Origin of the sequence: Paenibacillus sp. PastF-3 (assembly GCF_029893135.1) — a bacterium.
GTDB classification, from domain to species: domain Bacteria; phylum Bacillota; class Bacilli; order Paenibacillales; family Paenibacillaceae; genus Paenibacillus_AQ; species Paenibacillus_AQ nitricinens.
This window is the reverse complement of record NZ_JARXWM010000001.1, coordinates 366,863-381,659: the sequence shown is the minus strand read 5'-3', so window position 1 is coordinate 381,659 and position 14,797 is coordinate 366,863. Positions and strand designations below refer to the sequence as shown.

At 41.5% G+C, this 14,797-nt stretch carries 14 protein-coding genes; 3 read left to right on the top strand and 11 right to left on the bottom strand.

The features are described from left to right. Positions 1 to 13: 13 nt before the first annotated feature. The 6 genes from M2444_RS01910 to M2444_RS01885 form a co-directional block, all read right to left on the bottom strand. Positions 14 to 946: a LysR family transcriptional regulator gene (locus tag M2444_RS01910; protein ID WP_076204126.1), complete on the bottom strand. Its 933-nt coding sequence runs from the start codon at positions 944 to 946 to the stop codon at positions 14 to 16. Positions 947 to 1,067: 121 nt separating this feature from the next. Beyond that, a complete protein-coding gene (locus M2444_RS01905; protein ID WP_280786098.1) occupies positions 1,068 to 2,183 on the bottom strand; it encodes a phosphodiester glycosidase family protein in 1,116 nt (371 codons plus the stop codon). A gap of 162 nt (positions 2,184 to 2,345) precedes the next feature. Further along, complete coding sequence (locus M2444_RS01900; RefSeq protein WP_280786097.1) at positions 2,346 to 3,866, bottom strand: TPM domain-containing protein; 1,521 nt, start codon at positions 3,864 to 3,866, stop codon at positions 2,346 to 2,348. A 603-nt stretch (positions 3,867 to 4,469) separates the two neighbouring features. Then, on the bottom strand, positions 4,470 to 4,832 hold the full coding sequence (locus M2444_RS01895; RefSeq protein WP_256990388.1) for an acylphosphatase: 363 nt from the start codon (positions 4,830 to 4,832) through the stop codon (positions 4,470 to 4,472). Positions 4,833 to 4,996: 164 nt separating this feature from the next. Further along, positions 4,997 to 5,935 (bottom strand): cysteine synthase A, encoded by a 939-nt coding sequence (gene cysK, locus M2444_RS01890; RefSeq protein ID WP_280786096.1) that lies wholly within the window; start codon positions 5,933 to 5,935, stop codon positions 4,997 to 4,999. A gap of 72 nt (positions 5,936 to 6,007) precedes the next feature. Beyond that, the gene (locus M2444_RS01885) at positions 6,008 to 7,033 is read right to left on the bottom strand and encodes a LacI family DNA-binding transcriptional regulator (RefSeq protein ID WP_280786095.1); all 1,026 of its coding nucleotides are present in this window, start codon (positions 7,031 to 7,033) and stop codon (positions 6,008 to 6,010) included. 325 nt (positions 7,034 to 7,358) lie between these two features. Between M2444_RS01885 and M2444_RS01880 the strand changes: the two genes are divergently transcribed. Further along, entirely contained in the window at positions 7,359 to 8,411 is a 1,053-nt protein-coding gene (locus M2444_RS01880; protein WP_094876107.1) for a 2,3-butanediol dehydrogenase, read from the top strand. Between the two features lie 79 nt (positions 8,412 to 8,490). Here the strand turns inward: M2444_RS01880 and M2444_RS01875 are convergent, their stop codons facing one another. Together M2444_RS01875 and M2444_RS01870 are read right to left on the bottom strand one after the other, a co-directional pair. Next, complete coding sequence (locus M2444_RS01875) at positions 8,491 to 9,087, bottom strand: GNAT family N-acetyltransferase (protein ID WP_094869871.1); 597 nt, start codon at positions 9,085 to 9,087, stop codon at positions 8,491 to 8,493. Then, positions 9,084 to 9,764: an HAD family hydrolase gene (locus M2444_RS01870; RefSeq protein ID WP_280786094.1), complete on the bottom strand. Its 681-nt coding sequence runs from the start codon at positions 9,762 to 9,764 to the stop codon at positions 9,084 to 9,086. Before M2444_RS01870 ends, M2444_RS01875 begins: the two co-directional genes overlap by 4 nt. A 127-nt stretch (positions 9,765 to 9,891) precedes the next feature. On the opposite strand from M2444_RS01870, the gene M2444_RS01865 reads away from it, so the two are divergent. Next, the gene (locus tag M2444_RS01865) at positions 9,892 to 10,386 is read left to right on the top strand and encodes a DUF6803 family protein (protein WP_094876105.1); all 495 of its coding nucleotides are present in this window, start codon (positions 9,892 to 9,894) and stop codon (positions 10,384 to 10,386) included. 72 nt (positions 10,387 to 10,458) lie between these two features. Here the strand turns inward: M2444_RS01865 and M2444_RS01860 are convergent, their stop codons facing one another. Next, positions 10,459 to 11,907 carry an MDR family MFS transporter gene (locus M2444_RS01860; RefSeq protein ID WP_280786093.1) on the bottom strand — a complete coding sequence of 483 codons (1,449 nt, stop codon included), beginning with the start codon at positions 11,905 to 11,907 and terminating at the stop codon, positions 10,459 to 10,461. 152 nt (positions 11,908 to 12,059) lie between these two features. On the opposite strand from M2444_RS01860, the gene M2444_RS01855 reads away from it, so the two are divergent. Then, entirely contained in the window at positions 12,060 to 12,608 is a 549-nt protein-coding gene (locus M2444_RS01855) for a PadR family transcriptional regulator (protein WP_280786092.1), read from the top strand. A gap of 59 nt (positions 12,609 to 12,667) precedes the next feature. On the opposite strand, the gene M2444_RS01850 is transcribed toward M2444_RS01855, so the two are convergent. Next, positions 12,668 to 14,074 (bottom strand): sensor histidine kinase, encoded by a 1,407-nt coding sequence (locus M2444_RS01850; RefSeq protein WP_280786091.1) that lies wholly within the window; start codon positions 14,072 to 14,074, stop codon positions 12,668 to 12,670. Then, entirely contained in the window at positions 14,071 to 14,778 is a 708-nt protein-coding gene (locus M2444_RS01845) for a response regulator transcription factor (RefSeq protein ID WP_280786090.1), read from the bottom strand. Before M2444_RS01845 ends, M2444_RS01850 begins: the two co-directional genes overlap by 4 nt. Between the last annotated feature and the right edge of the window lie 19 nt (positions 14,779 to 14,797).

Here is a 14,797-nt window from a genome sequence, read left to right as displayed (position 1 = left end):
GATCCTCCTACTGCTATAGTAAAAAATGATTTAGATCAAAATAACTTCCAGAAACCAGGTCATTCAAAATCTCGATATACTTAGATGCCATTACACTCGGTCTGCGATCTTTATGCGCTATCCAGCCAACCGTAAATACTTCATTGCTCTCAAAAGGAATCGTCTTCAGTCCATCACCATTTAGATCGGATGCCAGAATTCCTGTGCCTACCGTATAGCAATCCGTACCCATTAATAAATTGGTCAGTGTCGCCCGGTCATTCACCTTAATATTCTTCTCAATTTGTGAAAAGCTTAACATTTCCTCTGAGAAGTGCAGTGAATTGTTCTCACCCTGTTCAAAAGTGATATAAGGGAACGGCACAATATCATCCTGAGTAATAACTTCCTTACGAGCCAGCGGATGTCCGGTTCGAACATAAAGATGCGGATCGGTATTAAAAAGTGGTGTGAATTTCAGATTGCCATCACTAAACAGTTTATTCATATGCTTATAGTTACTCTCGTTAATATAAAGAATTCCTAAATCACTGCGCAAGGTACGTACATCTTCGATAATCTCGTAGGTTTGCGTCTCTCTCAAGCTAAAGTTGTATTCTGAGACGTCATTGTGCTTCATGAGATTTACAAAGGCGTCAACCACAAAGGCGTAGTGCTGCGTAGAGATGGAAAAATAGATCGGACTACGCTTTTTCCCCGTATAACGATTCTCCATAAGCTCCGTCTGTTCAATAATTTGGCGGGCATAACCCAAGAATTCCATTCCCTCAACGGAAATACTGATTCCACGGTTAGTCCGCTCAAAAATCGTTATCCCCAGTTCACTTTCTAACTCTTTAATGGCATTGGACAGGCTCGGTTGAGAAACAAAGAGCTTCTTTGCCGCCTCATTCATGGAGCCACTATTTGCAATTTCGATAGCGTAGCGGAGTTGTTGCAACGTCACTCCTATTCCCCCTGTTCCAGACCTGTTAGTTCTGTATTCTGTTCTTGCTAGGTGATATCGTAGCATATTTTCATATGGCAATCCAAGATAATCCTTATCTTATTTACGTATTAAGAGTGCTTTAGCGTGTACGCTTCTTAGCAGCATCAATTTTGGAGGGGTCAAGTCCCTTCCAAATATTCGGCATATCGACTTGCTCAGGGTGCTCAAATACAAGAAAAGCCGTAGGTAAATATCGTTCCCCATATTGAGAAGATGGCTTGTTCATAATCTCGTTGTCTTTTACCAGAACGGTAGAAGAACCTCCATCCAAGTTTGCCGCAATCACAGCCCCATGCTTAAGAAGGATTTGTTGCACATCGTATAGATTTGCCCCAATACTATAAGTAGGTTGTCTTCCATCAATAACAACAAATATAATCGCTCCGTCAGCACGCTGACCCATCGCTGTTCGAGGAGCAATACCCCAGCCTTCTGCCGCGTTCTTAATTAATCCTTTTCCATTGACGATCAGACGAGGGCTAAAAGTAACCGCCTCCTGAACACCCATATTGTTAATCTCATCTAAAGTATAATTTCCAGCAACCATCTTCCCTTGTTTATCAAGACCTACGATTTGCGTGGATTTCTTGCCACCGAGACCGTTGTAATATAACTTACCTTGTGAAATCACAATACCGATAGGTTTAAAGCCGTTACCTTTCCAGTTGGGGTCAGCGAATCCACCACCGTTAACTCCAGCGATAGCACCTGTGCGCTTCACCATACTGGTTACTTTCTCACCTGACCCTACTTTATCCGGAATTCCCAAACGGACTTTAGTAGGATCATTAACGATCATGACATATCCTGAATATCCAGTACCTGAGACATTTTCTATCTCGACCAGTGGTTTCTCTTTTACTTCAGGTTCAGAAGTAATGGTATGTGTATCCTTTTCGACCCCCATCTCTTCAAATTGGGCGCTATATTCAGTCACTCTGTTCTTTAATCCGTCCTCACCAATAATATATTTAGCCATGTAGCGGTGCTGCGTTGTAATCAGTGTATCAGCGATTGAATAGCGCAGATTTTTAGCCGAAGGTGCAAAGTAAAACCAACCGCCTCCAGCAATCAACAAAATTAAGCAGAATAAAAACACTTTGGATAGTGTTCGGAAGAAGCTCCGTTTCTTACGTTTTTTTGATGGCTTCTTTTTGCGTACGGTGGAACGTTGAGGTAATGATGAAGTGCTCACTTCTTTTTCCTCCCTGACTATTTCGGAATTTGAAAATAAATGTCTAACTTTATCATAGACGATAATTTCCATGAAAAGTTTCTGTTATAGGAATAATTTTCCTTTAAAAAACAAAACAAGCAGATTTCCAATAACTTGGAAATCCGCTCATCCTCAACCTTTTTAGTGTCTTCCCGCTCCGCCACCACTGCTGGCGCTACCTCCGCCACCTGATGAGCCACCGCCGCCGGAAGAGCCTCCTCCACCTGATGAGCCTCTATCATCATTAGAGTAACTGCTGCTGGAAGAACTTGAAGAATGTCTCCCTGCGCCTCCGCCACTGCTGGAACCTCCTCCACCACGGTTCTCGTTGCTTGAGGAATAACGTCCTGCTCCCCCACCTCTAGTAGATCCGCCTCCGCCACTGTTTCCCCAGAAGCTTGACTGTGAGTTATTGGATGGTGTGTTTCTATGATTATGATGGTGATTATTATAACGTCTGTGCCAACGTCTACCATAACCGTAATCCGCTTGACCGTACCAAATCCCATACCGACGAATATTTCTTGGGCTATACGGATTAAATGGCAAACCGTACATTTCAATATATTTATTGCGTCGTGAAAAACCATATCCGAACAGTATGAGCGGAGCAAATATCAATAAGTAAATTAGAAGACCTTTGCCTACACTAACACTAGTCTCCTTTGATGAAGTGGTTGTTGAGGAAGAATTGGCGGCTGTAGTACCTCCACTATTTCCCGTCGCTCCAACGGATTGATCCGCTCTAGCCAATAAGAAGCTGTACAAAGCATTAGAAGTTGCCGTAGCTCCCGTTCCGTAATCTTTTTTCACAAATTGGGGCTCAAGTACAGTATCCAAAATATTGCTGATTGCATCATTAGTTAGAACCTTGTCGATGTCCTTCCCTTGCAGAACATGATAGTTGTCTCCACCTATGTCTAGCACGAGCATAACATCCTTAGGGCCAGCAGCAACGGAGGCAAACTTCATGTAGGTATAATCCTGAAGTGTTTTATCTCCTGCATTCTTTACAGTAACCACATAAATTCCGCTGCCAGTTGTAGTTTTATATCTGTTGCTAGATTCGTTCAAATAATCCTTTGTTACTTTTTTGAGTACACCGGCATTATCGGATACATAGTTTTTGGTGCCGACATTCTCCACCCAGGTCCCACCCATGGCTTGGATAAAAGCGCCATAAGTTTTACGTGCACCGTTACTATAAGTTTTAGCTGCAAAATCCGGTTCAAGATATTGAGAGAGAATATCTTTAATCTTACTGTTAGGCAACGTGTCCTCAATACCCTTACCTTGTACCGCCCAGTAGTCATCATCTTTTATAGAAAGCAGTAGCAAAAGCCCGTTATTCTTATCCGCAGAGCCTACGCCCCAGCTATTGAATAGCGAAGTTGCATACTCTTCCATCGAAACTCCATTTGTAGAATCGACTGTCACAACTACGACTTGAGCGCCCGTATCCTGATGTAATCGAATCCCATAGTTCACCATGTAATTCTCAGCTTTCTCGTCGATCACATTTGCAAAATCATTCACATAAAATGACCCGGTATGCTTAGGTACAGCTGTCTTGGCTGAAGTTAAAACCGGAAGAAGCAAAACACTTAACATCAGGGTGGCAAGTGTGGTAAGAAGCATTTTTCTGAAAATTCTGTAGTTCATATGTACCTCCTGCTCTATCATAATCTCTTTTATTTATCGGTTACGCATGGCTTAAGCAATAGTTCCATTTTATTCTATTCAATAAACCACACAGTAATATGTTATATTAAGCCCCGGCCGCCTGATTCACATAAAAAAATTAGCGCTTTCAGATTTAGATATAGCTATAATAATAAAAATAATAATCATCAGGTTAATCAATATGCTTATGAAAACTCTGATAATTTATTTTGATCTCTACGAAAAACTAATCGATTTAACTGAAACCCTCATGATATTCCCTCACCAATTAAATTAATAGGCAACAATATTAAAGGAAAAAGGGCTATTACATAGAGTAATTCCCAAAGCAGCGCTCCAACAATAAATGAGAGAATTACAAGACCAATATGTATCAACGGCCACATTAAAATGATTGTACTGAACACGGATGTCCCTTCAATTAAAAACCCAAGCATTATTCCAACACTAATCAACAAACAAATAAAACTCAAAGAGGACCCTACGGGTACAGCCGCGTGGCTCAATAACTTTCCATCGAATTGATCAAATACTTCAGTACCATATATAATTTACTTCTCAATTCAGCTAAACGATATGTACTTATTTCACTATCATGAAATCTTTCTCTCCCTCATGAATAGGCAGATCGCTCATCGTCACTTTTTTTACTGATGCCCGTTTCAATGATTGCATGCAATCAACTAAAAAAGAGATTTGCTGCTCTTCTCCTTGTACCTCTACCTCTACACTTCCGTCGTTTAAATTTTTTACCCTACCCGTTAATCTCATTCTTACTGCAATCGTATATATTTCTAACCGAAATCCCACATTTTGAACTCTACCTGAGAAAATCACTTGTTTTCTAACGACAGGGCTTGAAGGAAAATCCAGTAACTGAATACGATTGGCATGCCAAATCACATAATTATTTCTAACTTTTTTGAACACATTCACACGTTTCATACTCCTTTTTTAGAACTTCTACGATTTATGCTATATTGTACCATAGCCATTGGGAAAATAAGGGGCTGAATTGATCACTCTTCAATCACTAAATACACAAAAAGACTCAGCATTCCGCTGAGCCTCCAAATTTGTATCAACTTCAAGTCATAGGTTGGTTCAAGCTATTCATTAAAATCAAACAGAGTAGTTGTTAAGTAACGTTCACCCGTATCCGGCAAAATCACCACAATCGTCTTCCCTTTATTTTCTGGACGTTTAGCAATTTCTGTGGCTGTGTATACCGCGGCACCAGAAGAGATCCCTACAAGCAATCCCTCGGTTTTGGCAATTTCACGCGCTACATTAAATGCGTCTTTATTCTTCACCTGAAAAATCTCATCAACAACCTCTTTATTGTAAATCTCCGGAATGAAGTTAGCCCCAATCCCCTGAATCCCATGCGCACTAGGCTTGCCCCCAGATAGGACTGGTGAATCAAATGGCTCGATTGCGACAATATGCACCGAAGGATTCTTAGCCTTCAAAGCTTCCCCAACCCCTGATACGGTGCCGCCAGAACCAACACCCGCAATAAAAATATCAACATTCCCATCCGTATCCCGCCATATTTCCTCTGCAGTTGTTGTTCTATGAATTTCAGGGTTAGCTGGATTGCTGAATTGTTGTGGAATGTATGCATGTGGGGTTTCAGCAGCCAATTCCTCCGCCTTTCTCAAAGCACCGCTCATCCCTTCAGCTCCAGGTGTTAATACAAGCTTAGCACCAAGTGCAGCCATTACCTTACGGCGTTCAATACTAAACGTATCCGGAAGAACGATAATCAGCGAGTAGCCAAGACTGGTCGCTGCCATGGCAAGGCCGATGCCGGTATTGCCACTTGTTGGCTCAATAATTACAGAATCTTTATGAATTAAACCTTTATCTTCAGCATCTTTGATCATCGCATAACCTATACGATCCTTAACGCTACCTCCAGGATTAAAAGACTCTAGCTTGGCAAGAATTTTCGCTTCAACATTCTGAGATTTACTATATTTCGAAATTTCCAATAACGGTGTGTTGCCAATCAAATCAGTTATGCTTTTGTATATATTAGCCATAATATTCTCCTCATTTCTTATTACCCCATCAGCTTACTTTGTATTAAGTCTAACAGGGTTTAGAGTATATTATCAACTTGTTGTATTCCGTCTAACAGAAACGCTGGACTCTCGCACGATTAAACGCGGATCAAGCTGCACCCTCTGATACTCTCCAGTAATATTATCCTGTATCCGTTGTAAAAGAAGCTGCGTAGCTAATCGAGCCACTTCATTCCCCATGATAGAAACGGAACTAATTTGAGGCGTTGTGATGGTTGTCCAAGAGTTATTATCTACCCCAACCACAGCTACATCTTCTGGAACACACACACCCAGTTCTTTAAAACGGTTTACAATCCCTATAGCGACCATATCATTTACAGCATATATTGCATCTGGCATATGGGTCAGGCTGTAGAAATAATCTGCGGCTTGTACCCCCGTTTGAAGGGAGAAATCCTCTCCAAAATAAACCAAAGCAACATCCACTTGATTCAAAGCCTGCTGATAAGCAAGATATCGATCCTCAATGAGATCTTTCTGAGCACCCGCATAAGCAATTCTAGTTCGACCAATACTATTTAGATGCTCCATGATTAGCTGACCTTCAAAACGTGACAGGCTAACGATATCTGCTTTCACATTCTCCGTAATACGCTTACCGTAGTTAATGATGGAGACCGGAACACTAGATTTATTAATTAGCTCTACCATCGTCTTTGGATAAGCAAGAGGCATGATAATGAGTCCATCGACATGTAATTTCTTGATCTCACGAATCGTTTCGAGCTCTGTCCGCGGATTTCCGGAAGTATTAATCTGAATGACTCGATAACCGTCCTGTTTAGCGGCTTGCTCCACGGACCAGGCGATATCTGGAATGATAGCATTTCGAATATCAGGAACAGCCAAGGCAATTTGCTTCGTTTGGCGAATCTTTAGGCTTTGTGCAGAGGTGTTTGGGGTAAATCCCATCTCCTCGATCACTTGAAGAACCAATGCCTTTGTCTTGGAACTGATTCCCTCGGAATTATTTATTGCTCTGGAGACAGTAGCAATCCCTACTCCCGCTTTTTTTGCTACATCCTCTATGGTTACTTTGTTTTTATTAGCCAAGTTGATAGTCCCCTCATTTTCGGAATCGTTTCCGTTATCATTGCTATTATTAAATCTGCCCGTCTCCTTTAAGCCGTTTTTCCAATATATTTATTATAACATACATGTGCTTATAAAAGCACTTGTAGCAAGTACAATACAGTCTATATATGCCTGATATCGCTGAGTTTAGGTGAAAACTTTCACTAATTTTCGATATTAATATTTTAGTATTTAAATTTGACAATATGAAAATTATGTGACATATTTGATTCGGAAACGTTTCCTCTTTTCCGGAATAAACACACTATTTATTATCAATTTATGAATCTAGGAGATGAATGATATGCAAGCATTAAGATGGCATAACGTCAAAGATCTACGTTTAGAAACGATTGATGAACCCGCTGCGCTTGAAGGAAAAGTGAAAATTAAAGTGGAATGGTGCGGAATTTGTGGCAGTGATCTTCACGAATATGTTGCCGGTCCAATTTTCATTCCTGAAGGCACGCCTCATCCCCTCACAGGCGAAAAAGCTCCAATCGTGATGGGCCATGAATTTTCCGGACAAATCGTTGAAGTAGGCCAAGGGGTTAGCAAGTTTAATGTTGGTGATCGAGTCGTCGTCGAACCTGTATATGCATGTGGAGAATGTGTGGCGTGCAGACAAGGCAAATACAATCTTTGCGAGAAAATGGGCTTCCTAGGTCTCGCCGGTGGTGGCGGTGGATTCTCAGAATACGTTGCAGCAGACCAACATATGGTCCACAAAATTCCTGACAGCTTATCCTATGAGCAAGGTGCTCTGGTAGAACCTTCTGCAGTGGCTCTGCATGCTGTTCGTTCCAGTCAATTGAAGGTTGGAGATAAAGCTGTAGTATTCGGTGCGGGTCCAATCGGTTTGCTTGTAATTGAAGCTTTGAAAGCATCTGGCGCGGCTGAGATCTATGTTGTAGAGCTTTCTGAGGAACGTAAGAGTAAGGCTGAGGAGCTTGGGGGTATCGTAATCGATCCTAAGCAATATGATGTGGTTGAGGAAATTCAAAAACGTACAGATGGTGGCGTGGATGTTGCTTTTGAAGTCACAGGTGTCCCTCCCGTTCTAACACAAGCTATCAATTCCACTAAATTAAGTGGTCAAATTATGATCGTTAGTATTTTCGAGAAAGATGCTACGATTACACCTAACAACATCGTACTTAAAGAACGTAATTTAACGGGTATTATCGGATACCGTGATGTATTCCCAGCAGTAATTAGCCTGATGGAACAAGGTTACTTCCCTGCGGACAAATTAGTGACTAAAAGAATCAAATTGAACGAAGTGATTGAACATGGGTTCGAGGCGCTTTTAAAAGAAAAAAATCAAGTGAAGATTCTTGTAAGCCCTAAACAATAACCATAAGCAGCCAAGTGGCTGATCTATAGAAGAAGAGTCCTTCTCAATATGAGAGGGACTCTTTGCTTCTTTTATCAAATCACGCGTACTTCTCATTTAATAAATAGTGCAGATTCTCTTTGACCGATGGCCATTCTTTATCCAAAATACTAAAGACAACATTATCATGAATCGAACCGTCAGATCTGATTCTATGTTGGCGCAGAACCCCTTCTCTTACAGCCCCTAATCGTTCTACTGCTCTTTGCGACCTCAAGTTAGTCTTCACCACTGTAAATTCTACACGTATGAGCCTTAGGTCTTCAAAGCAATAGTGAAGCAGTAATGACTTAGCCTCGGTGTTCACACTAGTTCTCCAATATTCAGGCGAGATCCAAGTACATCCGATTTCAGCATTACGATGAACCAAATCCGGATGCATGATTCGAGTGGTACCGACGATTTGTCCAGTAGCTTTATCAATGATGACGAATGGAATTTGCGATTCATTGTTTTGATTTGCAAATGCGGTTGTGATTAAATCCTGCACCTGCTCGTCCGACGTTATTTTTCGCCAGGTAAATTCCCAGATGTTTGGATTTCTTAATACTCTCGCTAGCCCTTCTACATGGCTGTCATCCATTGGAACCAGCTTGACTGTGTTGCCCTCCAAAATTGAATTACGAGGTTGGATCATTTCGCACACCGCTCTCTTAATGATATATGTTGGATGATAGCCGCAATTTCTTCTACTCGATAAGCGATATGATCTACTCCAGCATGCTCTAGTTCTCCTTTAGGACCGTAGCCAAACGTCACACCGATAGATTCTACTCCACAACCAATAGCTCCGATGATATCATGTTCGCGGTCTCCAATCATCACAGCTTCTTCTGGAAGAATGGCATTCTGATCGAGGACGTACTGTATCACATCTTTCTTTTTAGAACGGGTGCCGTCTAGATTACTACCACCAATATGATCAAAATAATGATCTAGTTTGTAACGCTCAAGAATTTGTTCTGCAAAAACAGTAGGCTTAGAGGTAGCTACATACAACGAATATCCGTTATTCTTAAGACCTTCCAGCAATTGCGGTATACCATCAATCACCCTATTCTCATACAGTCCAACGACGCTGTAACGCTCACGGTAGAAGATAACCGCTTGACGCGCTTGTTCCTCTGAGAACTGATGTAGCTCAATAAAAGAATCGTAAAGAGGTGGGCCTATATAAGGAAGAAGCATATCTAAATGCTCGATTTGAATATCAAATTTGTTTAATGCGTATTCGACGCTTTTTGTAATCCCTTCTTTAGGGTCCGTTAATGTCCCATCCAAATCAAATAAAATACTTCGTAGTCCTCTTCCCACGCTGTCTTGCTCCCCTCGATTGTAATTAATGGATGTATTTATAATACATTCGTTTCTACATACTTTCCACATACTTCTTTAATACGATCAGTGCGAAAGTTATTTTTATATATCGGAGGAGTATTTTATGAATATGACCCATTATATGTCTTTGCTAGCAGATAATCAGCCTTGGAACTTGATTTTATTCATGGCGATCCCTGTGATTTTTGCTGAGACGATCACCGTTACAGAGTTTATTATCTTGTTCACCAAAAATCTAAAGAGCTCTTTACGAACCTTTAACAAAATCTGTAGCATTCTGGCTGGGTTGTACTTCACAGGCGTATTCCTCTACTTGTTTCCTACCGCATTCATCCCTTTGACAGTGAATGGTGAGTGGCACACATGGGTTGACGTAGTAGCCGTAGGCTTCTATTTGAGCGGAGTGCTTTTCTTATTACCGCTAGCTTTGTTAGATCTTGGTCTGATCGCTCGTAAACGAACAGATGAACAGAAAATGAAGCTTCATTTTATATTCATCAGTGGATTCTTGATTGTAGCGCATATCGCGATGATCTTCGGGATGATCAATCCGGAAATTGTAGGCAGCATGGGTGGAATGGGCGACATGACGCACTAACTAAGGGTATAAAACATAAAAAAGCAGATCAAGGTTTAGCCCTTGGTCTGCTTTTCTAATGTGAAGCGAAGGTTATCCCGCACTCTGAACAGAAATCACACTACGCTTCTTGCGCAATAAAAACATAAGTGGTAATCCAAGCAACACGATGATTGAGCCGACTACGAATACATCATTCACACCCATGGTAAACGATAATAATCTTATCGTATCTGCATTATCTGCACCTGAATTGATCAATTCTTTAGAGTGCAGTATGGATCTTGTGGACAAAATAGAAGTGAACACCGCAATCCCAAGTGAGCTTAACACATTCCGAACCCAGTTGTTGATCGATGTGGCATGACCTGACCATTCGACTGGAATTTCCTCCATAGACGCAGTGCTGCTCGGGACGTTAGCTAATCCAATCCCTAAATTGCGAACGACCATCGCCCACATCACAAAGCTGTAAGAAACGTTCGTATGCAGCCGGCTCATCATGAATAAACCGATGAAAATAAATAAAATACCAGCAGAAATTAACTTCACAGGTCCGAACTTCGGATACAGCTTACCCACAATTGGGCTTAACAATGCAAGGAGGATCGAAGATGGTAATAAGATAAGCCCGGTCTTTAGTGTTGTTGCTCCTTCTACCGTCTGTAAGAACAATGGTGTTAAATAGGTTCCAGCATACATCGCTATCGTCACCAGACTATAGATACTTAGCATGGCAGTAAAGCGGCGATTTCGGAAGACACGTAAATTCAGCAACGGTACTTCCGTCTTGAGCTCGTGCAAGACAAAGTAAACTAGAAGAGCTATCCCCACAAGTATTAATAAAATAGTCTTCCATGAACCCCATCCCCAGCTGTTACCTTGGCTAAATGCGGTTAGCAATGATAAACTCCCCAGTACAACGGTAAGGAATCCGGGAATATCAAATGACTTCGGAACATTCATTCGATAGTAAGGAATTAACGTTACGGTCAGAATAATAGCAATGATCCCAATGGGAATGTTAATTAAAAATAACCAGTGCCAGCTTGCATACTGAAGTAACCATCCGCTAAATGTCGGCCCTATAGCTGGGGCAACCATCGCGGACAGTGACCACAAGCTCACGGCAAAAGGTCTGCGTTCAGCTGGAATCACTTGGAATATAATCGTCATCGTACAGGCCATAATCAGCCCGCTGCAAGAGCCTTGAAGCATCCGAAATACAATCAAAGTTGTAGGATTCCAGGCTATTGCACAGAGTAAGGAGAATATGGTGAATCCCGTCAAGGCGAATAAATAAAGTCGCTTATAGCTGAATCTGCCTCCAAGATAACCGGCAAGCGGTGCAGTTACACCCGTAGCTAGCATAAAACCTGTGACCATCCATTGCATAGTGTTCAGGCTCGAATGGAAATGATTCATTAAAAGAGGAACAGCAATGTTGATAGTTGTTGTACTTAAAACAGAGACGAAATTTCCGAAGAATATGGCAATCATTATAGGCCAAAAGAGAATTTTACTTTCTTGTTTAACGTCCACGCTAACCCTCCTATATCTTTTCATATGTCTACTTTTACATATATCAATTAACTTAAATAATGTTATAATTGTATGGATAATATGTCAATCTTGACATATCCCCAAAATTCACAATATAAACGGATTTATAATAACTGGAGGGTATCAGAGTAATGAATACACTGTCTTACGGACTTCTAGCTTTACTTACTGCTAACCCGTTGTCTGGATATGAATTAACTCAGAATATCAAACCGTTATGGCGGGCCGGACATAGTCAAATCTACCCTCTTCTAATGAGCATGGAGCAGCAAGGATACATTTCATATCAGCTTATTGAGCAATCCGATAAGCCGGACAAGAAGGAGTACTCCATTACAGAGGCAGGACTAGAGCAATTACGTAATTGGGTGGAAACCCCAGCTGAACCTCCAGTTCTACGGGACGAGCTACATTTTAAGCTGTATAGTTTATGGCTCTCCAAACCAGAGGAAGCAAAGGCCCTTCTGCAGCAACGTGCGGCGTTTTGTAAAAGCGAGCTAGAACGTTACAAGATCTTGCTGAAAGCCAACGATGTCTTACGTGATGAACGAAGGGAGACTCGTGAGTTAAAAGCTTCGACTTTTGGACGTTATTTACTCATCCGTAAACGAGTGCTTGATATGGAGAGTTCTATACAATTTTGTGAGTGGGCACTTGAAGAGCTTGAGCCAGCAAAATAGTTTAGTAGATTGCACATAAAAAGAGACTTCGCGTAAATACGCGAAGTCTTTTTCGGCTCTTACTTTTCGACGAATGGTAATCTAGGCAGCTGCACCTCGCAACGAGTTCCAATGCCAGGCTGACTTGTAATTCGAATCTTACCGCCGTGTAATTCCACAAGCTTTTTAACAATGGATAGTCCAAGTCCTGTTCCACCATATTGCCTGGATCGTGATTTCTCAACTCTGTAGAATCGTTCAAAGACATAGGGTAGTTCTACCTCAGGAATACCTATACCGGTATCTTCCACAATAAATAAAACGGAGTCCCCATCGACATCCTCATCTACATGGACAGTAATCTCACCTGCATCCGTATAGCGGATCGCATTCTCCAGAAGATTCATCATAATCTGTTCCATACGCTTTTCATCTCCACGAACCCTACACGAATCTCCATGATACGTAATATTCAGCAGAAGTCCCTTTTCTTTAGCCTTCAATTCCACTCTTCGTACCGCTTGTTCTGTCATGTACTTAAGATCTATCCAGTCCAGCGTAAGTGTGATTTTACCTTCTTCCATCTTTGCCAGTTCAAATAAATCTTCTACCAGATGCTCAAGCCGATGCGCTTCCTGGTGGATAATATCCAAATACAGATCTCGTTCCCCTTCGGTCTCATAAAGTCCATCCTTTACAACCTTGGTATACCCCTTCAAATAAGTGATGGGTGTTCGTAGTTCATGAGAAATGTTGGCTAAGAATTCCTGACGCGTATCCCTGTATCTTTGCAGATCTACAGCAAGGTCGTTAATAGCTCCTGCCAAAAACCCGATTTCATCGTTACTCCGTATGGAAAGTCTCGTTTCCAATTCACCGGCAGCAATTTTTCTAGTCGCCTTCTGCATCTTGATCAGCGGCCTGGATAACAATAAACTAATGATTCCCGTGATCCCTAGTGCCAATATAAAGGCCCCAATTCCTGCGAGCAACAGCAGATTACGGATAGAAGCCAAGGATTGCTTCATGTTCTCTGTAGAGGACATTACATATAGTGCAGACTGGATAGTTTGACCATTTGAAATTGGTTTTCCAGTGATGAAATATCTGTGTCCGGTAGGATCTGTATACTCAAAATTCACACTTTTTCCGGCAAATATCCGACTAATATCCGAAGCATTGATGAATGAACGATCTGCGCGGTCATGAACACCCGAATGGAGAATGACACTACCGTCTTTTGAAATATTAAATATACTCACGTCCGAAAATTCTGCAAAAGCACTCATCATCTGCTCGTTTGAACTATCCGGTGATTCAGCCATTCCGATAAAATGCGAGGTTAACTCCTCAGTTTCTTTTTGCATCTCGTTATAATAAAAGCTGGTAAACATTCGGTCTATCGTTATCCCAAGAATTAGCAAAACAACTAAAAAAACAGACATAATAACCGACCCGAGCTTCAGTCCGATCATATTATTCTTCATAGATGATTACCTGGGATCTCAAATTTATAACCTAACCCCCATACCGTTTGAACAGGATTATAAGAGAGACCCGCCTTATGTAATTTCTCGCGGATATTCTTAATATGCGTGTCGATGACACGGTTCTCACCCTCATAATCGTTGCCCCATAAACGCTCCACTAGTTCTTCTCTCGTAAAGACACGGTGCGTATTTTGCGCCAAGGCCGTTAGCAGATCAAATTCCTTGAGTGTAAATTCAACCGCTGTATCCAGAATATACACCTCACGAGCATCCGGGTAAATCGCTAGCTCAGGGTAGCTCAGAACCTTTTTCTGAGGTTGTTGGGTCGATGTAAGCATTGAACGCCGTACCAAAGAATAAATTCTTGCCACTAATTCCTCTGACTCGAACGGTTTGGTGAGATAATCATCCGCTCCTATGCCGAGACCACGAACCTTGTCCTTAGTTTCCGAACGAGCTGTCAGCATTAGAACGGGGACAGAGCTTACCTCTCTAACGGTTTTACAGACTTGCCAGCCATCCATATCTGGCATCATCACATCCAGCAGGATTAGATCAAAGTTATGTTGTTTCAGCAAAGTGAGTGCCTCATGCCCCGTTGACGCTTCTCTAGTCGTTATTCCTTCTTTTGTTAAATAAATCCGAATTAAATTTCGCATATTCCATTCATCATCAACGATCAGTACCTGGAGCTTATTCAAGTCATTCACCCTCTTCATT